21 protein-coding genes are annotated in these 24,194 nt (G+C 57.9%); 15 read left to right on the top strand and 6 right to left on the bottom strand.

Features of this window, described 5'->3' with window-relative positions; all coding sequences use genetic code 11:
- Positions 1–38 precede the first annotated feature (38 nt).
- Positions 39–3,818: an efflux RND transporter permease subunit gene (locus ACR0DY_RS13885; protein ID WP_480898495.1), complete on the bottom strand. Its 3,780-nt coding sequence runs from the start codon at positions 3,816–3,818 to the stop codon at positions 39–41.
- Positions 3,815–5,041, bottom strand: coding sequence for an efflux RND transporter periplasmic adaptor subunit (locus ACR0DY_RS13880; protein ID WP_480480316.1), 1,227 nt, complete (start codon positions 5,039–5,041; stop codon positions 3,815–3,817). Before ACR0DY_RS13880 ends, ACR0DY_RS13885 begins: the two co-directional genes overlap by 4 nt.
- Before the next feature lie 225 nt (positions 5,042–5,266).
- On the opposite strand from ACR0DY_RS13880, the gene ACR0DY_RS13875 reads away from it, so the two are divergent.
- From ACR0DY_RS13875 to ACR0DY_RS13855, 5 genes are all read left to right on the top strand, one after another.
- Complete coding sequence (locus ACR0DY_RS13875; protein ID WP_480480318.1) at positions 5,267–5,938, top strand: hypothetical protein; 672 nt, start codon at positions 5,267–5,269, stop codon at positions 5,936–5,938.
- 44 nt (positions 5,939–5,982) lie between these two features.
- Entirely contained in the window at positions 5,983–7,305 is a 1,323-nt protein-coding gene (locus tag ACR0DY_RS13870; RefSeq protein ID WP_480545375.1) for a PQQ-like beta-propeller repeat protein, read from the top strand.
- A gap of 49 nt (positions 7,306–7,354) precedes the next feature.
- Complete coding sequence (gene der / locus ACR0DY_RS13865; RefSeq protein WP_480480322.1) at positions 7,355–8,818, top strand: ribosome biogenesis GTPase Der; 1,464 nt, start codon at positions 7,355–7,357, stop codon at positions 8,816–8,818.
- Positions 8,819–8,983: 165 nt separating this feature from the next.
- On the top strand, positions 8,984–9,967 hold the full coding sequence (locus ACR0DY_RS13860) for a fatty acid desaturase (protein WP_480545377.1): 984 nt from the start codon (positions 8,984–8,986) through the stop codon (positions 9,965–9,967).
- A gap of 92 nt (positions 9,968–10,059) precedes the next feature.
- Positions 10,060–10,626, top strand: a complete 567-nt coding sequence (locus ACR0DY_RS13855; RefSeq protein ID WP_480545379.1) for a helix-hairpin-helix domain-containing protein — start codon at positions 10,060–10,062, stop codon at positions 10,624–10,626.
- Between the two features lie 58 nt (positions 10,627–10,684).
- On the opposite strand, the gene serS is transcribed toward ACR0DY_RS13855, so the two are convergent.
- Both serS and ACR0DY_RS13845 read right to left on the bottom strand, forming a co-directional pair.
- Positions 10,685–11,977, bottom strand: a complete 1,293-nt coding sequence (gene serS, locus ACR0DY_RS13850; protein WP_480898492.1) for a serine--tRNA ligase — start codon at positions 11,975–11,977, stop codon at positions 10,685–10,687.
- A gap of 72 nt (positions 11,978–12,049) precedes the next feature.
- Complete coding sequence (locus ACR0DY_RS13845; RefSeq protein WP_480898490.1) at positions 12,050–13,714, bottom strand: mechanosensitive ion channel family protein; 1,665 nt, start codon at positions 13,712–13,714, stop codon at positions 12,050–12,052.
- A gap of 201 nt (positions 13,715–13,915) precedes the next feature.
- On the opposite strand from ACR0DY_RS13845, the gene yajC reads away from it, so the two are divergent.
- The 10 genes from yajC (at position 13,916) to ACR0DY_RS13795 (ending at position 20,916) form a co-directional block, all read left to right on the top strand.
- A complete protein-coding gene (gene yajC / locus ACR0DY_RS13840; protein WP_209503494.1) occupies positions 13,916–14,203 on the top strand; it encodes a preprotein translocase subunit YajC in 288 nt (95 codons plus the stop codon).
- A 33-nt stretch (positions 14,204–14,236) separates the two neighbouring features.
- Positions 14,237–15,898 (top strand): protein translocase subunit SecD, encoded by a 1,662-nt coding sequence (gene secD, locus ACR0DY_RS13835; RefSeq protein WP_480480332.1) that lies wholly within the window; start codon positions 14,237–14,239, stop codon positions 15,896–15,898.
- Position 15,899: 1 nt separating this feature from the next.
- Positions 15,900–16,874, top strand: a complete 975-nt coding sequence (gene secF / locus ACR0DY_RS13830) for a protein translocase subunit SecF (RefSeq protein ID WP_480898488.1) — start codon at positions 15,900–15,902, stop codon at positions 16,872–16,874.
- A complete protein-coding gene (locus ACR0DY_RS13825) occupies positions 16,867–17,619 on the top strand; it encodes a sulfite exporter TauE/SafE family protein (protein WP_480480336.1) in 753 nt (250 codons plus the stop codon). The genes secF and ACR0DY_RS13825 overlap by 8 nt, the downstream gene beginning before the upstream one ends.
- 12 nt (positions 17,620–17,631) lie before the next feature.
- Positions 17,632–17,985: an Mth938-like domain-containing protein gene (locus ACR0DY_RS13820; protein WP_480480338.1), complete on the top strand. Its 354-nt coding sequence runs from the start codon at positions 17,632–17,634 to the stop codon at positions 17,983–17,985.
- Between the two features lie 144 nt (positions 17,986–18,129).
- Complete coding sequence (gene ccmA, locus ACR0DY_RS13815; RefSeq protein WP_480480340.1) at positions 18,130–18,744, top strand: heme ABC exporter ATP-binding protein CcmA; 615 nt, start codon at positions 18,130–18,132, stop codon at positions 18,742–18,744.
- On the top strand, positions 18,741–19,397 hold the full coding sequence (ccmB, locus tag ACR0DY_RS13810) for a heme exporter protein CcmB (RefSeq protein ID WP_480480342.1): 657 nt from the start codon (positions 18,741–18,743) through the stop codon (positions 19,395–19,397). The genes ccmA and ccmB overlap by 4 nt, the downstream gene beginning before the upstream one ends.
- 61 nt (positions 19,398–19,458) lie before the next feature.
- Positions 19,459–20,232: a heme ABC transporter permease gene (locus ACR0DY_RS13805; RefSeq protein ID WP_267366837.1), complete on the top strand. Its 774-nt coding sequence runs from the start codon at positions 19,459–19,461 to the stop codon at positions 20,230–20,232.
- The gene (ccmD, locus tag ACR0DY_RS13800; protein ID WP_480480344.1) at positions 20,229–20,387 is read left to right on the top strand and encodes a heme exporter protein CcmD; all 159 of its coding nucleotides are present in this window, start codon (positions 20,229–20,231) and stop codon (positions 20,385–20,387) included. The genes ACR0DY_RS13805 and ccmD overlap by 4 nt, the downstream gene beginning before the upstream one ends.
- Positions 20,380–20,916, top strand: a complete 537-nt coding sequence (locus ACR0DY_RS13795; RefSeq protein WP_480558196.1) for a DsbE family thiol:disulfide interchange protein — start codon at positions 20,380–20,382, stop codon at positions 20,914–20,916. Before ccmD ends, ACR0DY_RS13795 begins: the two co-directional genes overlap by 8 nt.
- Positions 20,917–20,934: 18 nt before the next feature.
- Here ACR0DY_RS13795 and ACR0DY_RS13790 read toward each other — a convergent pair whose 3' ends face one another.
- Together ACR0DY_RS13790 and acnA are read right to left on the bottom strand one after the other, a co-directional pair.
- Positions 20,935–21,219, bottom strand: a complete 285-nt coding sequence (locus ACR0DY_RS13790; protein ID WP_480480348.1) for a putative quinol monooxygenase — start codon at positions 21,217–21,219, stop codon at positions 20,935–20,937.
- A 126-nt stretch (positions 21,220–21,345) separates the two neighbouring features.
- Entirely contained in the window at positions 21,346–24,036 is a 2,691-nt protein-coding gene (gene acnA, locus ACR0DY_RS13785; protein WP_480480349.1) for an aconitate hydratase AcnA, read from the bottom strand.
- Positions 24,037–24,194 lie beyond the last annotated feature (158 nt).

Here is a 24,194-nt window from a genome sequence, read left to right as displayed (position 1 = left end):
GAAAACGAAAAGGACCGGAAATCCCGGTCCTTTCATTCTTATTCTGCGGCTTTTAGCGGCGATCCAGGAATTTGATCTATAGGCTCGTCTCGCGGCCGGGTCTCGGATTGTGACGGCTCATCCCACACAATCTCGGTCGCCTGGAGCTTGCGGGCCGAGCGGCCAATAGCCATGTCCTGCGCGATCTGACTGGACCGCCCCGCAGTCACACGGGCAAGCCCGCGGCTGAGCCAGACAGCGTAAGTTGTCACCCAGACACGCAGTGCCAGAAGCGACGGCGTCACGATCAGTGTAAGAACAGTGGCGATGCCAAGACCAAAGACAACCGCTGTGGCCAGCTGTTTCCACCACAGGGCGGTGGGACTGTCGATGGAATAGCCGCCGTTGATAAAGTCCAGCGAAAGCCCAAACATCATCGGGGTAAGACCTGCCATCGTGGTCAACGTAGTCAGCAGAACCGGGCGGATGCGGGATTCCGCAGTGCGGACGATTGCATCGATCCTCGGCATATAGGCACTGTATTCCTGATAGGTATCGATCAGAACAATGTTGTTGTTCACCACAATTCCTGCCAGCGCAACGATACCGGTGCCCGTCATGATGATCGAGAAGGGTTGCTCCATTACGATCATGCCGATCAGAACCCCGGTGGTCGAAAGAACAACCGCCAACAGCACCAGCACCGAATTGTAGAACGAGTTGAACTGGGCCAGCAGGATCACGAACATCAGCCCCAATGCGCCCATGAAGGCGTTCACCAGAAATGCGCCGGATTCTTCCTGCTCTTCCTGATCACCGGTCCATTGCCAGCTGATCGAGTTGGCAAAGGGGCTGGTTTCCAACCATTCGGTCAGAACTGCGATCCGCTCATTCGGGTTGATCAGGGCGAACTGCGCGTCTCCTGCGTCAATCACGCTACGCAGTTGATCAATACTCTCTGCACCGGTCAGTTGAACCAGTTCGTAGGACTTTCCACCGTCGCCGTCTAGCACGGTGCCGGTAGGAGTATAACCGTCGGTCACTTCACGCATTACAGCCAGACGTTCTTCTTTCCCGTCCGGCCCTTTGGTCACAACCTTGCTCAGCCCCGGTTCGACATCCGCCTTGACGTCATAATAACGTTGCTGGTCGACACGGTTGATCTGGGCCAGTTTGGCCACGGGTTCCCGGGTCACGAAGTTCGACAGCGGAACCAACCCGTCCGGCGTGCGGACCTTGAGCGTGTCCAATGTCGACAGCACGCGATCCTCTTCCGGCAATCGGACACGGATCTCGATCTCTTCATCTGTGCTGTCGGGGCGCATCTCACCCAGCAGGATGCCGCGTGTCACCAACTGCACCATGGCACCGACGGTGGCCACATCAGCACCGAACCGGCCGGCCTTGGCCACGTCGACGTCGATCTGCCAGTCGATGCCCGGCAAGGGCAGGGTGTCTTCGGTTTTGATCAGCCCCGGCGTTTCGTCAAAGACCTGGCGCGCGGTGACGGTGGCCGATGTAAGCTCGTCCCAACCATCCCCCTTGATGCGCAGGTGAACGGGCTTGGCCGAGGCTGGGCCCTGTTCCAATGCCAGAATTTCAACAACGATACCGGGTATTGTCGCCAGTTTGGCGTTGAGATCGTCGATTACGTAATCGCCATCAAATTCTGGAGCCACAAAGTGGCGCTCAAACAATCCCCACAAAGCGGATTCCGAAACGTTCGGGCGATCTTCCCATGGTATAATTTCGAACTGGACGCGCCCCACCGTGTCCGCTGGTGCCTGCGCACCGCCGGTGTTCTGGTTCAGACCACCTTCGCCTGCAAAGGAAAAGACGTTGATTACTGCCGGATGAGATCCAATGATCTGTTCGGCCTGCAGCACCATCTCGTCTTTTTCAGCCAGTGACAGGTTGCCACGGGCACGGACGTAAGCAGTTGCCTGTTCCGGTTCGCTTTCAACGAAGAATTCGACACCTCGGGATTCCTGCGGGAACCAGACGAAGGTCACGAAATACACGGCAGAGAAAACTGCCGCCAGCGACACAATCGGCATGATCGGGTTGCCGACAAGGAACCCGATCACATGTCCGAAAGGTGTGTGTTCGTCAGCGGTGTGGACGTGGTCTTCTTCCGCTCGTTCGAACTTGGCCGCGCTCAGCGTTACAGACCCGGCAAAGGCCCCGAACAGGAACAGCAGGGCACCGGCGACCACTCCTCCGGGCAGCAGATAGTCAGGGTTCAGAACCTGCATTGCGCCAAGGAAAATCATGTAGAGCGACGGGGGCACCATCACCGCCCGAACCCACCACCGGGTACGCGCCCGGAGCCAATTCGAAGACCGGTCAAAAACGCGGCTCAGACGCCCCGAAACGCCTCCCATGACCGGCAGGTAGATCAGCGCCACAATCAGCGAAGCCGACAGAACAAAGATCAGCGTGACCGGCAGCATCCCCATGAATTCACCCGGAATACCGGGCCAGAACAGCATGGGCAGAAAGGCACATAGCGTCGTCGCGGTCGAGGATACGATGGGCCAGAACATACGTTGGGCCGCCTCGACATAGGCATGCATCGGGCCGACACCTTCCTTGATGCGTTTGTCTGCGTATTCCACCACCACGATGGCACCGTCGACCAGCATCCCCACGGCCAGGATGAGGCCGAACATAACGATGTTCGAGATACTGATGCCCATGACCGCAAGAAACGCGAAACACAGAAGGAACGAGGTCGGGATCGCAAAACCGACCAAAAGCGCGGCCCTCGTACCCAAAGATGCCAGAACCACGATCATCACCAGGGCGATTGCAGTCAGAACCGAGCCTTCAAGCTGGCTGACCATTGAACCGACAATGCGGCTCTGGTCGTTTGACGTCCCAAGCTCGACCGCCGCCTGAAGCTCGGGCGGCCATTTTGTCTTGGCCTCAGCAATGGTTTCCTTCACCTGCGTTACGGTGTCGATCAGGTTATATCCCTTGCGTTTGACAACCTGCAGCGCGACGGTCGCTTCGCCGTTGAAACGGGCGGTACCTTCGCGATCTTCAAAAGTGTAGTTGATCTGTGCAAGCTCACCCAGCGTTACAACCCGGTCGCCATTGACCTTGACCGGCAAGGCATAGACATCCTGCGCCGTTTTGAATGACGATGGGATCTTGACCGAGAATGTACCCTGTGCGGTTTCGACTTCGCCCGCTGCGATCAACTGGTTGTTGTTTCGCACGACATTGATCAACTCGGCCGCGGTCACGTTGTACGCCTCAAGCCGCAGGGGGTCGATGATGACCTCAAGCAACTCGTCACGATTGCCCGCGATACCCGCTTCGAGAACGGAATCCAGCGCCTCAAGCTCGTCCTGCAAATCCTTGGCGACACGGGCCATTGTGCGTTCCGGAACAGCTCCGGTCAGGTTGACGATGACGATCGGGAATTCGGAAAAGTTGATTTCCGTCAGCGAGTATTGTTCCGCACCTTCAGGGAAATCAGCCTGGGCCGTGTTCATGGCATCGCGCACGTCCGCCATGATCGAGGTCTTGTCCCAGCCGAATTCAAACTCCAGCGCGACCCCGGCATAGCCTTCGGCCGCAGTCGACGTCATTTCCTTGAGCCCGTCGAGATCCGCCAGCTCGGTCTCCATCGGCTTGACCAAAAGGTTTTCCGAGTCTTCTGCTGAAATTCCGGGAAACTGCACCGAAACGAAAAGGGCAGGGATTTCGATATCCGGTTCACCCTCTTTCGGAAGCGAGACATAGGCTAAGCCGCCTACGACCAGTGAAATGGCGATGAACGCCATAACCATTCGGGCCCTGCCTGCGGCCCATGCGACGATACCCGTCATTGCGAGGCTTCCCGATAAGTTGGTGCAACGGTAACACCGCGGATCACGAATTCCTGCCCGACCACGATGATATCAACCGTTTCCGGAAGACCGTCGATCCAGACACCTTCGGCGGTGTCGCGCAGGATGCGGACTGGCATGAAGTCAACAACGTTGCCTGCGCCAACTGTGCGCACACCCAATTGCCCTTCGTTGCTAAGAGTCAGCGCCGATTGCGGCAGCAGGTGGGCTTTCGCGCCCTCGGCGGCGATGCTGATTGTCGCCGTCTGACCGTCGCGAATGGTCAAGTCGGGGTTCGGAACGGTGATTTCCACCTCGAATGTACGTGTTGTCTCGTCCGCGGACCGGCTCAGGAACGTGACCCGACCGCCCAGTTGCCGACCGGTCACAAGTGTTGCCGATGCTTCGGACCCAACAAGCACCCGATTGACTTCGGTCTCGGGTACGAAGCCGACCAGCTTGATCGGGTCCAGTTGAATGACAGTCGCGCAAAGTGATCCAGGCTGCATCAGGCTTCCCAGTTCTGCAGTGTCGCTTTCCAGCAAGCCCTTGAAGGGGGCTTTGATGGTCAGGCGGCCAACCTCTCGCTGTGCGGCCTCGACTGCTGCCGCGGCTGCTTCGATGCCTGCACGCGTGGCTTCCAGTCCGGCTTCGGCTGTTTTCACACCGGCTTCCGCTGAGCTCATCACCGCTTCGCTGGAGATGCGACGGGTTTCCGACGCATAGCCGGTTTCAGCCAGTTTGCGCGAGGCTGTCAGATTGATCTCGGCCTCGGCAACAAGCGCATGTGCCTCTGTCAGGCGTGCTTCGGCTTCGGGTATGCGGCTCTGGGCTTCCAGTTTGCCCGCCATGGCTTCGGCCAGTTGTGCCGGGCGCGTGCCGGGATCAAGCTCGCATAATATATCGCCCGCCTCAACAAACGCACCTTTACGTTTAGGTTCAGAGATAACGGTGGACGTGGTTTCCGAAAGTACTTCGACCTGCCGGTTTGCCTTGGTCTGACCGCGCAGCAGCACGGCGCTGTCAATTTCACGCGCTTGCGAGCGCAGGGCGACAACACCCACTGCAGAGATATCGGAGTTATCGGTTTCCGCTGCTTCGTCTTGTGTTGCTTCCACGGCATCACCGCGTCCGGCAAAGGCGAACAAGGTGTCACGTTCAAACACCAGAAAATACAGTGCAACAATCACGAGAAGGGCGTTGATGAATGAAATCAAACGCATACAGTGTTTCTCCTAAGAATCTGCGCCATTAATACTTGGGCTGTCACGCCATGAAATGGGGTCTGTTCGGCATCTTTTCCATACTGAACTGAATAGTTCGGTTTGCATTTTTTCGCAAGAGGGAAGCAAAGCGGTCAAAATGTGCAAAATCGGACCCTTGGCTTGGCGTTGGTGCCGGGGTATGACATGGCGCACTTATACAAGATAGACAGCCCGGGGGCTTGGATGAGCGATATTGACAGTTTCATTGATGAGGTCACCGAAGAGGTGCGCCGCGACCGGATCTATCTGTTGCTGCGTCGCTGGGGCTGGGTGGGTGTCGTCGCCGTCGTGTTGATCGTAGGCGGTGCCGCTTTCAATGAATACCGCAAGGCGCGGGACACGGCGCAAGCTCAGCAATTGGGTGACACCATTCTTGCTGCGTTGTCCGAAAATGACCCGGCTGCAAGGGCTGCTGGTCTTGCGCAGGCAGAGGCGATGTCACCGGGCGGGAAAGCCGTGCTGGATATGTTGCTGTCCGCGTCACAGGTCGAATCCGGATCCCGAGAGGACGCGGTCAACAGCCTGAACGCGGTTGCCGTTCAGGGCGACCTGCCCGAGATTTACCGCGCGATTGCAAGCTTCAAATCGCTGCTGTTGCAAGGCGATACTTTGCCTGCCGCCGATCGACGGCAACAGTTCGAGGCGTTGGCATCCCCCGGAGCTCCTCTGCGGTTGCTGGCGGAAGAACAGTTGGCCCTGATTGACGTGGCCGACGGCAATGTCGATGCTGCGCTGGACCGGTTGCAGGCGCTGCGGCAGGATGCCGAGGTGGGTATCGACCTGCAACAGCGCGCCGCGCAAATGATCATTGCTTTGGGTGGGGAACCTGAACCATTGGTGGCGCAGCAAGGCTGACCAGGCGGGACAAAAGACTTAACGACAGGCGAGTTCGGAGTATCATGGTAAAAAGATTTTTTTCCCGCACGGGAATGCCTTTTGCGGCGCTGGCCCTGACCGCATTGGCGGCCTGTGAGCCGCCCGAAGCCATTCTGCCGGGTGAACGCGAGGATATTCGCCCTGTTTCAGATCTTGAAACGGTCGAAAAGCGCGGCTCGCAACCGATCAGCTTGCCGGGGCAACAGGTCAACGCCAATTGGTCCCAAAGTCCGGGAACGCCCGCGTACCGGACCACGCATGCCGCCTTGCGCGCGACGCCACAGCGGATCTGGTCTGTTTCGATCGGGCAGGGTGACTCGCGCAAGCAACGCATAACTGCCGAGCCGGTGGTTGCGGGCGGATTGATCTTTACACTGGATTCAGGGGCGACGGTTTCAGCGGTCACCCAGCAGGGGCAGTTGGCATGGGAAACCGATCTGATCCCGCCAAGTGATGGCGACTCGGATGCAACAGGGGGTGGTTTGGCTTATGCCGACGGCGTCCTTTATGTGTCGTCAGGGTTCGGTCGGCTGACCGCGCTGGACGCCAAATCGGGTGCCGTGCGCTGGCAAAAACGCCTGGAAGCGACCGGCAGCGGCGCCCCGCTGGTGAATGATGGCCTGTTATACGTGGTGGCCGGAGACGAAACCGGCTGGGCTGTAAACACCAAGGACGGACGCATAGCCTGGCAATTCGAAGGCACACCCAGCGTCGGGAACGTTCTGGGTGCGCCTGCGCCTGCAATCGCATCTGATCTGGCGGTATTTGCCTTTGGCTCGGGTGACGTGGCGGCCACTTTCCGCCGCGGTGGTATCCGCCGCTGGAACGCGTCTGTTGCAGGGGGGCGTCGCGGGCGCGCCGCGGCGCAAATCGTCGATGTGACTGGCGGTCCGATGGTTGTCGGCAACAGTATCTACATCGGCAATCACTCGGGCCGGACCGTCGCATTTGATGCCGCTTCCGGTGAGCGCCAGTGGACAGCAGACGAAGGTGCGGTCGATACGGTCTGGCCTGCGGGCAACAGCATCTTCCTGATCAGTGATCGCAGCCAGCTGGTGCGTCTGAACGCGGCGGACGGGTCTGTCATCTGGGCGCAGGATCTGCCGGGCTTCGTCAAGGACAAGCGTGGCCGCCGGGGACCGATCTTTGCGCATTACGGCCCAATTCTGGCCGGGGGTCGTATTGTGGTTGCGTCCAACGACGGGTTTCTGCGGTTCTTCAATCCAGTTGACGGAACACTGGTTCATCAGGCTGAAGTTCCCGGAGGCGCAACAGCATCCCCTGTTGTGGCCGGGCAGACGCTGTATGTTGTTTCGACCAAAGGTGATCTACACGCTTTCCGTTGACGGCAAGATGCGTTAAAGGGCGCAACTTGAGTCTTGAAAGTAGAGTATCATGTCGCTGACCCTCGCTATCGTGGGGCGCCCGAACGTGGGCAAATCCACATTGTTCAACCGCCTCGTAGGCAAACGTCTGGCGCTGGTCGACGACCAGCCCGGTGTGACGCGTGACTTGCGCGAGGGCGAAGGGCGTCTGGGCGATCTGCGCTTTACTGTGATCGATACGGCCGGACTTGAAGACGCGACAGATGACAGTTTGCAGGGCCGGATGCGCCGCCTGACCGAGCGCGCCGTGGACATGGCCGATGTCTGCCTGTTCATGATCGACGCGCGGGTCGGGCTGACGCCCACGGATGAGATGTTTGCAGAAATCCTGCGCAAGCGGTCCAAGCACGTGATCCTTGCGGCCAACAAGGCTGAAGGCAGCGCAGCGGATGCCGGGGTGCTCGAGGCATACAATCTGGGTCTGGGTGAACCGGTGCGCATGTCGGGTGAACATGGCGAGGGGATGACCGACCTTTATGCTCAGCTGATGCCATTGGCGGATGCAGCCGAGGAAAAGCAGGTCGAAGAAGCCCCGGAAACAGATATTGAGCTGGATGAAGACGGTGAGGGCGAAATGCCCCTGATCACCGCTGCCAAGCCTTTGCAAGTGGCCGTGGTTGGCCGTCCGAATGCGGGCAAATCCACGCTGATCAACAAGATCATCGGCGAAGACCGCCTGTTGACGGGGCCCGAGGCCGGGATCACCCGTGACGCTATCAGCCTGCGGATCGATTGGGCCGACCCGGATGGAGAAAGCACTCCGATGCGGATCTTTGATACGGCAGGAATGCGCAAGAAAGCGAAGGTACAGGAAAAGCTTGAAAAGCTTTCGGTGTCAGACGGTCTGCGCGCGGTGAAGTTCGCCGAGGTTGTCGTCGTACTGCTGGACGCAGCCATTCCATTTGAACAACAGGACCTGAGAATTGCCGATTTGGCCGAACGCGAAGGCCGGGCTGTTGTCGTTGCTGTAAACAAGTGGGACGTCGAGGAAAACAAGCAGGAAAAGCTGCGGGAACTGAAAGAAGCCTTCGACCGCTTGCTGCCGCAGCTGCGCGGTGCCCCTCTGGTCACCGTCTCGGCAAAAACGGGTCGCGGGCTGGAGAGATTGCGCGCCGCCATCCTGCGCGCCCATGATGTCTGGAACCGCCGAGTGCCAACCGCGGCGTTGAACCGGTGGCTGACTGCTATGCTGGAACAGCACCCGCCGCCGGCCCCGCAGGGCCGCCGCATCAAGCTGCGCTATATGACCCAGGCGAAAACGCGGCCGCCGGGTTTTGTTGTGATGTGTTCTCATCCCGATAAGATGCCCGAAAGCTATACCCGCTATCTGGTCAACGGGTTGCGTCAGGACTTTGACATGCCTGGCACCCCAATCCGTCTGACGCTGCGCGGGCAGGGCGACAAGAACCCGTATAAGGGGCGGCGCAAGAAAAATGCGGGCGCATTGGCCAAGCATCTCAAGGGCCGCGCGTAACTGCGCCAATTTTCAGCATCTTACCTCACGGGGGCGTGACAGTTTCTGTTCTCCGCGCTAGCATTCATGCGTGTGCATTTGTTTGGGCACGCACTGCTTGCACGCGGACTAGCCGCACCTAGATTTGAACAGAAAACTGAACGGCCATCGTAAGGAGACGGCTGGATGGATATGAGGGAATATACAAGACATTACGCGGTGCAGGACAACAGATTGGCCGCGGCAAGTTATTTTGGCACATTTGCGGTGTATTTCGCGTCGCTGACCGTTGCGATCACATTTGTTGATCGATGGTACATCATGATACCCGCCGGGATCGTGTTCGCCTTTGCCGCAGTACGGCTTTATGTGCTGCAACATGATTGCGGGCACCACTCTCTGTTCGAGACACGTATGCAAAACGAATGGGCAGGGCATGGCCTGTCTCCCTTCACTTTCGCCCCGTTCGAGGTGATGAAACAGAACCACAATTTGCACCATGCGGGCATCGGAAATCTTGAGCACCGCGAGACAGGTGAAATTCACACGATGACCCTGCGAGAGTGGAATGCAGCTGATTGGAAAACACGTTTGTTTTACCGGCTGTATCGCAATCCGTTCATCCTGGTTCCGGCCGGCGCGTTGTTCACCTATTTCATCCGATACCGCTGGCCCAAGAATACGGCGCGTTTTGGCGCCAAAGGTGTGGTGTTGCACAACCTGTCGATCGTTGTTTTTCTTGGATTGTTGTATCTGATCGCGGGTATGACGGGCATTTGGGTCTGGCTGGTGTTTTCCTTTTTGGGTGGAATGCTGGGCGTCTTCCTCGTTTATCTTCAGCACAATTTCGAAGACACCTATTGGGATCGCCGCCCCGATCTGAACCCTCAGACAGCAGCGCTTGAGGGGTCATCCGCGCTGGATTTCGGATGGTGGTTCGATATGGCTGTGGCTTGCATCACGTTGCATGACATCCACCATTTCAACGCGCGTATCCCATCATATCGCCTGCGTGCCTGCCACTATAACCTGCCGCCGGAATATACCCCCCGCCGGATCAAATTTCCCGAGGCCGTGGCAGCATTGAACCTGAAGCTATGGGACGAAAATGCCAAGCGCCTCGTACCCTTTCCGAGAGACAACCGAACCGCTGGTCTTGCCCATAACTAAGCTGGCAGAACAGAGGCGACCACCACACAGCTTGCGGGCTCGTGTATCTTTTGTATATACGAGTCGGTAACGAGACAGAGAGAGGACCTATAATGACCGCAGTGACCGACATAAAAGGTGTAGGAGAGGCACTTGGCCAGGCCCTTGTTGCCAATGGCTTCAAGACGGCCGAGGCGATAGCCAAGGCCACTCCTGCTGATTTGGTCAAGGTCCCTCGGATCGGTGAGGCGCGCGCGCTGGTTTTGATTGCATCTGCCAAAGATGCCGTTGCTGCAAAACCGCCTGCTGCGAAACCGGCAACACGCCGAACTGCGGCCCGGACGCCCGCGACGCGCAGACCGACCGCACGCAAAGCCGCACCCCGCAAAACAATCGCCGCAGCCGCAGCCGAGAAACGGGTCGAGGATGCCGCACGCAAGGCGGCAGAAGAAAAAGCAGCCGCCGAAAAAGCCGAGGCTGCTGAAAAGAAAAAGGCCAAAGCCAAGGCTAAGGCCGAAAAAGCCGCGAAGAAGCGCAAAGAGATGGAAGCCGCCTTTTCCAAGGCCAAAGACAAGGTGAAAGCCAAGTCCAAAAAGGACAAAAAGTCAAAAAAGGACGGAAAAAAGAAAGACGGCAAGATAGGCGGAAAGAAGAAGGACAAGAAAAAAGCGAAGAAGTAAAACCTCTTCGCCTTCAGTTGATGTCCTAACCGGTGCCTGACGGTGCCGGTTTTGTGTGTCAGGCCAAAGTACCGTCAAGTTGCAGGGTCAGCTTGCCGCCCAGATAGGGGCCAAGTACCTCGGGCAGCGAAACAGTGCCGTCTTCATTCTGCCCATTCTCCAGAACTGCGATCAGACAACGCCCGACAGCCAGACCGGAACCGTTCAGAGTATGAACAAATTCGGGTTTGCCACCACTTTCAGGCCGGAAACGGGCATTCATCCGACGCGCCTGAAACGCACCTGTGGTCGAGACCGAGCTGATCTCGCGATAGGTGTCCTGTCCGGGCAGCCACGCTTCGATGTCATAGGTGCGGCGCGCGCCAAAGCCCATATCACCGGTGCACAAAACAACAGTGCGATAGGGGATACCCAGCTGTTCCAGCAGATCCTCGGCGCAGCGCAACATGCGCTTTTGTTCGTCATCTGACGCGTCGGGATGGGTGATCGAGACCATCTCGACCTTTTCGAACTGGTGCTGGCGCAGCATTCCTGCAGTGTCCTTGCCCGCGCTTCCTGCCTCGGACCTGAAACAGACGGTATGGGCGGTCATACGGATGGGCAGGGCAGACTCTTCAAGAATGTCACCGGCCACTGAATAGGTCAGCGTGACCTCGGAGGTCGGGATCAGCCACCAGCCATTGGTCGTCTGATAGCTGTCGTCACCGAATTTAGGCAGTTTATCAGTGCCATACATCGCCTCATCCCGAACCAGAACCGGTGTCTGCATTTCTGTCAGCCCGTTCTTGTCGATATGTGTGTCCAACATGAACTGGGCCAGCGCACGGTGGAGCCGGGCAACCCCCTTGGACAGGTTCACAAACCGGCTGCCGCTGGTTTTAGCGGCGGTTTCGAAATCCATTGCGGCTGCGACGGCGGGAATGTCGTAATGCTCTTTCGGTGCAAAGCTGAAATCGCGCGGGGTGCCCCAGCGGTTGACTTCGACATTGTCGTTTTCGTCCGCGCCTTGCGGCACGTCATCGGCGGGCAGGTTGGCGATGCGGGCCAGTTGATCGGTCAGCAAGGCATCCAGATCCTTGGCCTCGGTCTGCATCCGGGCGACTTCGGCCTTTTTCTCGGCGACAAGCGCGCGCAGGCGTTCAAATTCAGCCTCGTCGCCGCGTCCCTTAGCAGCGCCGACTTCCTTGCTGGCCTTGTTTTGTTCGGCCTGTGCGGTTTCGGCGGCCAGAATCTTGGCACGCCTGCTTTCGTCCAGCCTCAGCAGATCTGACGACACCGGCGCGTCCCCACGGCGCGCTAGGGCGGCGTCAAAGGCGGCAGGGTTTTCGCGAATGGCGCGGATGTCGTGCATGTCTCAGATCCTTGAATGCGTGAATCACTGAACCCGCTTATGCACCATCTGCGGGGCAGGGTGTAGCACCGGTTACGACTTATCAGCGTCTTCGTGGGTTTCATGCGTCAGGTGGCCATCCCATGCCCCGGCCGGTATTTTTGGCTCGGGCGGGTCAGCCACATAAGAAGGCGTCATGATCTGCACATTGTTCTCGTTAAATACAGCGACAATGTTTCGATGCAGGTCCGAGCGGATTTTGGGGATGATGCTGCCACGGGTGGTGTAGCCGTTGATCTGATAATTGATCGCGTAATCGGCCAACGCGGTCCACAACACAAAAGGTTCGGGATTGACCTTGATACCTTTGGTGCGGTTGGCGGCCTCGATCAGCATCGCCTCTACCTTTTCAGGGGGTTCTTCGTAGCCGATGCCGACGGTCGTGTGCAATAATAGTCCGTCACCATTGGTTTTCTTCGAAAAGTTCACGACATCTGAATTCATCAACTGTGCATTGGGGATTGAAATCAGTTCGTTCTTGATCGACTTAAGATGGGTCTCCATCAGTTTGATCTGAACGACATCGCCGATATGGTCTCCGATTTGGATACGGTCGCCGATTGAGGTAGACCTGCGGTAAATCACAAACAGCCCGGCCAGCATGTTGGACACGACTGAATTCGCGCCCAAAGACAGCATGGCGCCGACCAGAAGGGTTAACCCCTGGAACGCGGCAGAATCTGAGCCCGGAATATAGGGAACCGCAAAAACCAGCGCGATCAGAATAACGACGACACGGGCAATGTTGAACGTCGGGTTGACCCAGTGTTTTTCGAAATCACCCATTTCGAACGAACCGGCTTCGACCGCATCAAAGAACACGCGCAGACCTTTGATGATATACAGCGTGACCCATGTGATCAGGCCCAGCATAATCAGATTGGGGATATAGCTGAGGATGCCCCGGAAGATAAGCAGCACCGGCTCGGTCAGATAGGTTAGCAGAAGCTGTGCGAAATATCTGGTTTCCGCAAAAGCCAAAAGAACAAAGGACAGGTAATAGTAGAAACCGAGAAAGAAGATGATCAGCAGCACGAAGTTCAGACCATAGCGGATAAGGGCCGCGATTGCTTCGGCCTGAACGCTTTTGGCTGTCGCCGTTTCGACATCCTTTAAGTAGCGTTTTACCAGCTTCAATGTGCGACGCCTGATCCGACGGTGCAGCCACAGGATTGTGACAACAAACAGGGCAAATCCCAACGTCCAGGCAGCCGCTTCGATAGCACCGGAAACGCGCGCCTGATCGGTTCGGTTGGCTCGATACGCCTCAATGGATTGTTTGATCGCATTGCCATGCAAAACGCTCAGAACACTTAGTTCCATCTGATCCAGTTCAGAGTCAGCTTTAGTAACGATCGAGATTCTTTGGCCATCGGCCAGAATCCAGATGCCAAATTCGGTCTCTTCATATGTGATCTCGACCAAAGGTGCTTCCGACGCTTCCGCAACCGCAATGATCTTGTTCTGTACGTCCTCGGCGCGCTCCGGAGCAGGCAGAGCGCTTGATCCTCGCACCTGAAACAGAACGTCCCCGTCCACGATGACCGGGGCCATGAACGTGTCCGATTCCGAAGTCTCGGACAGGGGCGATTCAGCGGGTGCTTCCTGCGACAAGGCCGCACCAGACAGCCACACGCTCACCGACAGGGCAGTCAGTAAATAAAGCAACGAAAGGAAAGGCTTGAGTGGCCGTGTCATGTGTCCCCCTTCAGATAAACTATACCCGGTTTCGGTTATGTTCCTAGGACATATCTGCAACGCTTTGCCCGTAGTTGCCGGGACATGCCTGTATTCAAGTGGGTTACATGACCGCCTTTGCTTGCAAACCGACATTTCAAAGCATAGGTTCCGCCCAAATTTGCGGAACTGTGCCGCAAGACTAGAACAAAGGAATGTCCCATGGATGGTGGCGCAATCGCCCAGTTTCTCCCGCTGATCCTGATCTTCGCGATCATGTATTTCCTGCTGATCCGTCCGCAGCAAAAGAAGATGAAGGAACATCAGGCCATGGTTGATGCCGTGCGTCGGGGTGATCAGGTGATCACGCAAGGCGGCGTGATCGGCAAGGTATCGAAGGTCAAGGAAGGCGATAACGAGATCGAGGTCGAAATCGCCGAGGGCGTCAAGATTCGCGTGGTCAAATCGACCATCGCCCAGGTTCTTAACAAGACCGAGCCGGCGAAGTAACTTCGCGCGACAATTCCTTGAAAAGGCAGGGTAATGCTGCAATTTGATACCTGGAAGCGGGTTCTGATCTGGCTGGTCTGCGTGACCGGTCTGCTCATGGCCCTGCCAAACGCGTTTTACACGCGGGTCGAGCAATCCAACGACGCCAAGGCTGCGATCGAGCTGGGCAATGACACGCCGCAGATACAGGCTGAAGCCGCGCAATGGCCGAACTGGCTGCCGTCATCCCTGGTCAATCTTGGCCTCGACCTGCGCGGCGGTGCGCATCTGCTGGCTGAAGTTCAGGTGCAGGACGTCTACGAATCCCGGATGGAGGCGATGTGGCCGGAAATCCGCGACGCGCTGCGCGATGAACGTGCCACGGTGGGAACCATCCGCCGTCAGGACTCGGCCGCGGATGAGATTCGCGTGCGCATCAGCCAGCCCGAAGGAATGCCACAGGCGTTGGAGGTTGTTCGCGGTCTGGCCCGGCAGGTGCAGACACTGACAGGTGTAGGTGCCACAGATATCGAAGCCCGTGCGGATGGCGACACGATTGTTGTTCAACTGTCCGAGGCAGAAAAACTGGCCTCGGATGATCGCACGGTGCGTCAGGCGCTGGAAATCATCCGCCGCCGGATCGACGAAGTCGGTACGCGAGAGCCCACAATCCAGCGCCAGGGGACGGATCGAATCCTGATTCAGGTGCCGGGTATCGGCAGTGCGGGCGAACTTAAGGAAATCATCGGAACAACGGCACAGTTGACGTTTAATCCGGTTGTCGGGCGCGGAACCGATCCGGATGCCGTCGCAGGCGTCGGTGAAAAAATCGTGCCGTCGATTGACGAAAACGAAGTTTATTACAACATCGAATCCGCTCCGGTCGTGACAGGAGAGGAACTGGTCGACGCCCAGCCGTCCTTCGATCAGAACGGCCGCCCTGCGGTCAACTTCCGGTTCAACACATCCGGTGCGCGCAAGTTCGGGGATTATACCCGTGACAACATCGGCGCACCCTTTGCCATCGTGCTGGATGATGAAGTGATCTCGGCCCCCGTGATCCAAAGCCATATCCCGGGCGGGTCGGGCATCATCACCGGTAACTTCACCGTTGAGGAAAGCACCAATCTGGCCGTCCTGCTGCGTGCCGGTGCTTTGCCTGCAGGGCTAGAATTCCTGGAAGAACGCACCATCGGCCCCGAACTGGGGCAGGACAGTATCGACGCAGGTAAAGTTGCCACAATCGTGGCCTTTGTCGCGGTGCTGGTATTCATGGCGCTCAGCTATGGCCTGTTCGGTGTCTTCGCCAATATCGCGCTGATCATCAACGTGGGCCTGTTGTTCGGCTTGCTTTCCCTGATCGGCGCAACACTGACACTGCCGGGGATTGCGGGGATCGTTCTGACGGTCGGTATGGCAGTGGATGCCAACGTGCTGATCTTTGAGCGCATCCGCGAAGAACTGAAATCCGCCAGAGGTCCGGCCCGCGCCATCGATCTGGGCTATGAAAAGGCGTTGTCGGCCATTCTGGACGCCAACATAACCACTTTCATCACCGCCGTTATCCTGTTTGCCATGGGCAGCGGCCCTGTGCGCGGGTTCGCGATCACTCTGGGCCTGGGTATCCTGACATCCGTCTTCACCGCGATCTTCGTGACGCGCCTGATGGTTGTCATGTGGTTCGAACGCCGCCGACCGAAAACGATCGAGGTTTGACATGAGACTGAAACTCGTACCGCAGAACACCTCGTTCGACTTCTTCAATCGTTGGAAAATCTGGCTTGGAATCTCCGGCCTGATGATGGTGATTGCGTTCACCTCATTTCTGCTGCAGGGGCTGAACTTCGGCATCGATTTCCGCGGTGGAACCACGATCCGGACCCAAAGCAATCATGCAATCGACGTGGGTGTATACCGCGATGCTTTGTCTCCGCTGCAACTGGGTGACGTCACCATCACCGAGATTTTTGATCCAAGCTTCGGTCCCGATGAAAATGTCGCGATGATCCGTATTCAGGCTCAGGAAGGCGCCGAAGCGGTCACCGCAGATGTGATCACCCAGGTCGGCGAAGCGCTGGCTGCCGCAGACCCCGGACTAAAACTGCCCTTTGAAAGCGTCGAATCCGTTGGCCCAAAAGTGTCGGGCGAGCTGATCCAGACTGCTGTTATCGCGGTTGTCTTGGCCATCGGCGCCGTTCTTGTCTACATTTGGCTGCGCTTTGAATGGCAGTTTGCACTGGGGGCAGTTGCCGCATTGGTGCACGATGTGATCCTGACCATCGGCATCTTCTCGGAACTGCAAATCCGCTTCGATCTGGCGATCATCGCGGCGCTGCTGACCATCGTCGGCTATTCGCTGAACGACACGGTTGTCGTCTTCGACCGGGTGCGCGAGAATCTGCGGAAATACAAAAAGAAGGACCTGAAAGAGGTTCTGAACGTATCGATCAACGAAACCCTGAGCCGAACGGTGATGACCTCGGTCACAACTTTACTGGCGCTGATCTCGCTTTATCTGCTGGGTGGGGACGTCATCCGCGGATTTGTCTTCGCGATGATCTGGGGTGTCGTTGTCGGGACCTATTCGTCGGTCTTCGTGGCCTCAACCATCCTGCTGTGGCTGGGGGTCAAGCGCGACTGGTCCAAACCGTCGAATACGGCGGGCAACCAGTTTGCCAATATTGATGCCTGAGGCTCTACAACAGGCCTTGGCCCTGCCGGGCCTCACTTGGCTGATCCTTACCATCGGAGCCGCGGGACTTGTCCGCGGCTTCACAGGTTTTGGCACCGCGATGATCTTTGTGCCGGTGGCGACCCAGTTCCTGCCTATTGCAGAAGTGGTCTTTCTGATGGCCGCCACCGGTATTGCATCAACCTTTGCCTTGGCTCCGCAGGCGTGGCGGGATTGTGACAAGGTCGAAATCAGCACTCTGGGCTTTGCCGCAACGATAACCGTGCCGCTGGGGCTGTGGATCATGGTGCAGGTGGACTCGGTTGCGCTGCGCTGGGTTGTTTGCGGCATTACCGGTCTGACCCTGCTGGCCGTGGTTACTGGCTGGCGGTGGGAGGGTAAACTGGGACTGCCCGGACGTCTCGCCATCGGCGGTAGCGCAGGCGTTGTCGGCGGCATGACCGGGCTGACCGGCCCGGTTGTCATCGTGTTCTATCTGGCCAGTTCCACAGATGTGCGCAAGATTCGTGCCAACACCATCATTTTTCTGGCATTGCTCGACGTTGTCATCGTTTTCAACATCCTCATCAGCGGTGCCGCAGATTTGTCGATCCTATGGATTGTCCTGCTGCTGTGTGTGCCTTATCTGATCACTACGCTTATCGGCAAAGCATTGTTCGACCCGAAACTGGAACGGATCTACCGCCTCGCGGCCTATTCGGTCATCCTGATTGCGGTCATTTCCGGACTGCCGCTTCTGGATTGAAGAAGGGACATCATGCGTCTGAATCAGATTACTTTTACAGATGCCAAACCCATAGACGGTTATGGCCCCGGTTTTTTTCGAATTGGCGGCGATGTCTTCCACGGCGCTGTCCTGACAGGCCCGGCAGGCCCGGCAGAGTGGGGCGGCTATGACGACCGACACCCCCTTCTGGACCTGGCGGGCAGGATCGACGTCCTGCTTATCGGCACGGGCGCAGACATGGCCCACATCCCCCAATCGCTACGGGTTGAGTTGGAAAATGTCGGACTTGGTGTTGAAATCATGAACTCCCCCGCCGCCTGCCGCACCTACAATGTGCTGCTCGCCGAAGGTCGCCGCATCGCACTTGCCCTGATCCCTGTCTGACGGGATTCTCTTCATCTGGCCAAAAATATCCCGGGGAGTGTGAGGGGCTGGCCCCTCACTCCGACATGTGCCGGCTGTGGTGCGCTGGCATCCTGCGGCAAATCTCGCCTTTTGCCCCTGCGGACAATCCGCTAAGCGGGTCTCATGACTTTGACTGTAACAGATCTGTCGATCACACGTGGCGGTGTTCCCGTCCTTGAGGGCCTCAGCTTTCAGCTGTCGCCGGGCAAGGCTCTGATCCTGCGGGGCCCAAACGGGATCGGCAAAACGACGCTTCTGCGCACGTTGGCTGGCTTGCAGCCTCCGCTGGAAGGCAAGATCGAAGGGGCCGAGGACCGGATCGCCTACGCGTCCCATTCGGACGGGCTCAAACCGACATTGTCGGTGACTGAAAACCTGACATTCTGGGCAGCGGTCTTTGGTACATATGACATCCAGCCGGCGCTGGACGCTTTTGAGTTGAACGAACTCGCCGACCGTCACGCCGGCAATCTGTCGGCGGGCCAGAAACGGCGGTTGGGGCTGGCGCGGATGCTGGTCACAGGGCGGCCAATCTGGATGCTGGACGAACCGACCGTCTCGCTGGACAGGAACGCGGTGCAAATGTTTGCCGATGCGGTGGGGGCACATCTGGGGCAGGGCGGGTCAGCCCTGATCGCGACCCATATCGACCTTGGCCTTGATGGCGAGGTTCTGGACGTCGGTCCTAACAAGGCCAAACCCAAACCCATCGACGATTTCGACGGAGGTTTCCTGTGATCGCCCTGTTGCTGCGCGACCTGAAACTGGCTTTCCGCGCAGGCGGCGGGTTTGGGCTGGGTCTGGCCTTTTTCCTGATCGTGACTGTGATGGTGCCATTTGCCGTGGGGCCGCAATCCTCGCTGCTGTCCACGATTGCGCCCGGTGTGCTCTGGCTGGGGGCCTTGCTGGCCTGCCTTCTGTCGCTTGACCGCCTGCTGGCACTGGACTGGGAAGACGGCTCGCTCGACCTGCTGGCCACGGCACCGCTGCCGCTTGAATCGGTTGTCACAGTCAAGGCGCTGGCCCACTGGCTGACCACTGGTCTGCCGCTGGTTCTGGCCGCGCCGTTTCTGGGTGTCTTGCTGAACCTGCCGCTACCGGGGTTTTTCTGGCTGGTGATCTCGCTCCTGATCGGTACCCCGGCCATGAGCGTCATCGGGACATTTGGTGCTGCGCTCACCGTTGGTCTGAAACGTGGCGGGCTATTGCTGTCGCTTCTGGTGTTGCCGCTTTACGTCCCCACCCTGATTTTCGGGGCCGAAGTTGCCCGGCGTGGAGCAACAGGGATGGAGGTGCAGACGCCACTGCTGATGCTGGCCGGGATCACGGCGGCAACCATCGCATTGTTGCCCTTTGCCAGCGCTGCCGTGCTACGTATCAATCTGCGGTGAACCGCGACAAGTTTGATGGATGTCAATTGAGAACCACCCCAACTCGGACTAGATAGGGCCCATGTCAATCGCAGCCAAAGCCAACGCCCTCTGGGAATATGCCAACCCGCGCAAGTTTCTTGAAACCAGCGAACGGGTCCTGCCGTTTTTCTGGATCGTCTCGATCCTCTGCATCGTTGTCGGTCTGACCTGGGGCTTTTTCTTTACACCGGACGACTACAAGCAGGGGTCGACGGTCAAGATCATCTATTTGCATGTTCCGGCGGCCCTGATGGCGATCAATTGCTGGCTGATGATGCTGGCCACCTCATTGGTCTGGCTGGTGCGTCGCCACCATGTCAGCGCGCTTGCGGCACGGGCTGCTGCACCGATCGGGATTGTAATGACCCTGATTGCGCTGCTGACCGGGGCCATCTGGGGACAGCCCATGTGGGGTACATGGTGGGCCTGGGATCCGCGCCTGACGTCGTTTCTGATCCTGTTTCTGTTCTACCTTGGCTATGTCGCCTTGTGGGAAGCTATCGAGGATCCTGATACCGCAGCCGATCTGACCTCGGTTCTGTGCTTGGTTGGGTCGGTCTTTGCGATCCTCAGCCGATACGCGGTGAATTTCTGGAATCAGGGCCTGCATCAGGGCGCATCGGTCATGCGGGCCGGGGCCGTTACCGGGGCGGATACGGAAGAGAAAGTCAGCAATGTCTTTTTCTACCCTCTGCTGGCCTGCATCATCGGGTTTGTTCTGCTGTTCATCGCCTTGGTGTTGTACCGCACCGGAACGGAAATTCGCGCCCGTCGTATCAAGGCGCTACAGGCACGGGAAAGGGTAGGCGGATGATCCCCGATCTTGGAAAATATGCAGACGCTGTTTTGTCGTCTTATGCTGTTTCCATCGCTCTTATCGTGGTACTGGTTGCGTTCAGCGTGATGCGCGGGCGCAAGGTGCGCGCGGAAATGGAGAAGGTCGAACAGAGGATGTCGCGCAATGGCTAAAGTCTCGCCCCTTATGATTGCGCCGCCTCTGATTTTTGGCGCATTTGCGGTTCTCGCAGGCATCGGCATGTTTCGCGAAGATCCCAACGCCTTACCCTCGGCCCGCGAAGGGCAACCAGCGCCGCCCGTGGTTCTAACCGAGTTTCCGGGAAAGACCCTTTTCGACGACGAAACGCTGCGCGACGGAGAGGTCAAGCTGGTCAACTATTGGGCCAGTTGGTGCGCGCCATGCCGTGCCGAGCATCCCAACCTTGAGGCATTGGCAGCTGAAGGCATCCCGGTTTACGGCATTAACTACAAAGACAAGCTGAGCAATGCCGTGGCTTTCCTGGATAATCTTGGCGATCCGTACACTGCCATCGGCCGCGACGAACAGGGCCGCATGGCGATTGATTGGGGTTTGTACGGTGTTCCCGAGACCTACGTGATCGACGGTGATGGAACGATCATTCTGCGCTTTGCAGGCCCGATCACGCAACGTGTCATCGAAAGCACCATCCGGCCTGCGCTTGAGAAAGCGGCTGAGTAGGGCCTTTCAACCTCTGGTTCAGGCGAGCTGGTAGGTTTGGAAATCCTGCTCGACCTCAAGAAACTCGTTGATTCGCAGAAAATCGCCTTTGTCGGCACGCCAGTTCAGGTAGGCTTCAAGCGCGTCGGGGTTTTCCCAGATGTGAACAACGACTTGTTCGTTGTTTGCGGGCGAGAGCAGAAGATAAGCGGCACGACATCCGGGGAATTTTCGGGTTTCGGCAACCAGATCCCCGATCAGTTTGGCAAGCGCCGCGAATTTCCCCGGCAGGGGCGTGGATTTGACAATGACGACTTCCTGCATACGCGTCTCCGGTTTTTGTAGCAGGGTCAAGGAATCCACTTAAAAATGCGTGAACGGGATACTGAAATACAGAAAAGGAAAGAGCGCCCCGCAGGCGCCCTTGTCATTTGTCCAGACTGGTCAGGCTTAGTTGGCCTTCGCCAGATTCCTCAGCACGTATTGAAGCACGCCACCGTTTTCGATGTATTCGATCTCAGGCGCGGTATCGATCCGGCATTTCAACTGGATGGTCGTCTCAGCCCCATCTGCGTAGGTGATGGTGCAGGGCACGTCCTGCAACGGCTCGACCGTATCCAGCCCGTGAATTGAGACGGTTTCGTCCCCCTTCAGACCCAGAGTTTTGCGGGTATCTCCACCGGTGAATTCGAACGGGATCACGCCCATGCCAACCAGATTGGACCGGTGGATACGCTCAAAGCTCTCGGCGATTACGGCCTTGACGCCCAGCAGCGCCGTGCCCTTGGCCGCCCAGTCGCGGCTTGAGCCCGCGCCGTATTGTTCGCCGCCGAACACGACCAGCGGGGTGCCATTGGCCTGATAGGCCATCGAGGCATCGTAGATCGACGTCTGTTCGCCATCCGGACCTTTGGTGTATCCGCCTTCAACTCCGTCCAACATCTCGTTCTTGATGCGGATATTGGCGAAGGTGCCGCGCATCATGACTTCGTGATTGCCCCGTCGCGAGCCATACGAGTTGAACTCGCGCGGCTGAACCTGACGGTCGGTCAGATACTTGCCAGCCGGCGTCGTGGTTGCGAATGATCCCGCAGGTGAGATGTGGTCGGTGGTCACCATGTCGCCCAGAATGGCCAGAACTTTAGCGCCTTCGATGTTCGAGATCGTGCCCGGTTCCGCCCCCATACCCTGGAAATAGGGCGGGTTCTGGATGTAGGTCGACGTTGGCGGCCAGTCATAGGTTTCCTGTTGCGGTACCTCGACGCTTTGCCATTTCTCATCCCCCTTGAAGACATCCGCATATTTTGACTGGAACGCTTCGCGGGTTACGGTCGCTTCAACCAGTTCCGCGATTTCGCTTTGGGTTGGCCAGATGTCCTTCATGAAGACGTCGTTGCCATCCTTGTCCTGACCGATGGGCTCGGACGTCAGATCGATGTCGAGCGTACCTGCCAGCGCATAGACAACAACCAACGGCGGTGAAGCCAGGTAGTTCGCGCGGACATCCGGTGAGATACGGCCTTCGAAGTTCCGGTTGCCGGACAGAACCGACGTGGCGACAAGATCGCCCTCGGCAATGGCTTCCGAGATTTCCTTCTGGATCGGGCCCGAGTTGCCGATGCAGGTGGTGCAGCCGTACCCAACAAGGTTGAAACCAACCTTGTCCAGATCATCTTGCAGTCCAGCGGCCTCAAGGTAGGCCGATACAACCTGCGAACCGGGTGCCAGCGAGGTTTTGACCCAAGGCTTGCGGTTCAGACCCAGCGCTGCGGCTTTGCGGGCCACAAGGCCAGCACCGATCATCACGTAAGGGTTCGAAGTGTTGGTGCAGGAGGTGATCGAAGCAATTACAACCTTGCCCGACTCCATGGTGTAGTCTTCGCCCTTGACGGCGACTTCCTTGCCCATGGGGCGCTTGAAGGTCTCTTTCATTTCCCTGGTGAAAGCGGCCTTGGCGTCGGTCAGTGCGACGTAGTCCTGCGGGCGTTTCGGTCCTGAAATTGCAGGAACGATCAAGCCCATGTCCAGCGATAGCGTGTCCGTGTAGATCGGCGCATAATCCGGGCCTCTCCAGAACCCGTTTTCCTTGGCATAGGCTTCGACCAGCGCGATGCGGTCTTCGTCGCGGCCAGTGTTGCGCATGTAGCGCAGGGTCTCGCCGTCGATCGGGAAGAAGCCGCAGGTCGCGCCGTATTCCGGCGCCATATTGGCGATGGTTGCACGGTCAGCCAGCGGCAGGCGGTCCAGCCCTTCGCCATAAAATTCGACGAATTTGCCCACCACGCCCTTGGCGCGCAGCATTTCGACAACCTTCAGAACAAGGTCCGTACCGGTGGTGCCTTCGACCATCGAGCCGGTCAACTCGAAGCCGATCACCTCGGGGATCAGCATCGAGATCGGCTGACCCAGCATTGCGGCCTCGGCCTCGATCCCGCCGACGCCCCAACCCAGAACGGCCATGCCATTGACCATGGTGGTGTGGCTGTCGGTGCCAACCAGCGTGTCAGGATAGGCAACTTCTTCGCCGTTCTGATCGGTGTCAGTCCAGACAGTCTGTGCCAGATATTCCAGGTTCACCTGATGACAGATACCGGTGCCGGGAGGCACAACGCGGAAATTATTGAACGCGTTCTGACCCCATTTCAGGAACTGATAGCGTTCCATGTTGCGCTCGTATTCGCGGTCGACGTTCATCTGGAACGCACGCGGGTTCCCGAACTCGTCGATCATGACCGAGTGGTCGATAACCAGATCGACCGGGTTCAGCGGGTTGATCTTCTGTGCGTCGCCGCCCAGGCCTTTGATTCCGTCGCGCATGGCGGCCAGATCGACCACCGCAGGAACACCGGTAAAGTCCTGCATCAGCACACGGGCAGGGCGGTACGCAATCTCGCGCGGGTTCTTGCCGCCATTGGCACCCCATTCGGCAAATGCCTTGATGTCATCGACCGAGACCGAAAAGCCGCTGTCTTCAAATCGGAGCATGTTTTCCAGCACGACTTTCAACGCGGCAGGAAGGTTGGAGAAATCACCCAAACCGGCCTGCTGCGCGGCGGGGATCGAATAGTAGGAAATGGATTTGCCATTCACGTTCAGGCTGCGGCGTGTCTTGGCGGTATCCTGTCCGACTTTAATGGGCATCTGGTGGCCTCCCTTCTCAAATGACTTGGATTTCGGGCATCGCTGAGTGTTATCTGCATCACCCAAGCCGTTGGTTCAAGGTTCAATGACACTGGATTTGTAATTTTGTATACCATTGCACACATTTAGGCGGAGAATTGCAGATACCGCCCTCAAGA

It is taken from the genome of Ruegeria sp. O6, from assembly GCF_056535045.1.
The sequence above is the reverse complement of the archived record's forward strand: the minus strand, read 5'-3'. Positions and strand labels throughout refer to the sequence as shown.